1 protein-coding gene is annotated in these 560 nt (G+C 61.4%); it reads right to left on the bottom strand.

The features are described from left to right. Positions 1-560, bottom strand: a 560-nt coding sequence (locus EN939_RS37175; RefSeq protein ID WP_127272135.1) for a PAS domain-containing protein, incomplete at both ends; no start/stop codon positions are given.

Genomic DNA, 560 nt, shown 5'->3' with positions numbered 1-560 from the left:
CCGTTGTCCTGCTGGTATTTGGAATTGCACATGATCAGGCGCTGCGTCGAATCCCACAGCACGAAGGATTCGTTGATGTTCTCGATCGCCGTTCTGAGGCGAAGGTCGGCAGCCTCGGAACGCAGCGCCAGATGACGCTGTTCGGTGACGTCGACGGCAATGCCGATCAGCTGGATCTCCGGCGCTTCCGGATCGATGACCTGTGCCCGTGCGCGCATCCAGACCCATTGGCCGTCCGCATGGCGCATGCGGAACACCTGGTCGATATGATCGATCTCGCGTGCGACGATTCTGTTGGCGAGCTCGAACAGATCGCCGTCCTCGGGATGGATGATCTGGTCGACCTCGCCGAAGGACAGCATCGTGTCGCAGGGCTTGTAGCCGAGCATGTCATACATCGAGCGTGACCAGTACATCTTGCCGCGCACCATGTCCCAGTCCCACAGGCCGCAGCGGCCGCGCACCAGCGCCATGTCGATGCGCTGATGCGCTTCGAGGTAGATACGGTCAGCCGCCTGCGCACGCGCCGCCTGGCCGAAATAGGCATAGAGGATGACGAT

The organism is Mesorhizobium sp. M7A.F.Ca.CA.002.05.1.1 (assembly GCF_003998335.1).
Taxonomy (GTDB): Bacteria; Pseudomonadota; Alphaproteobacteria; order Rhizobiales; family Rhizobiaceae; genus Mesorhizobium.
The sequence above is the reverse complement of the archived record's forward strand: the minus strand, read 5'-3'. Positions and strand labels throughout refer to the sequence as shown.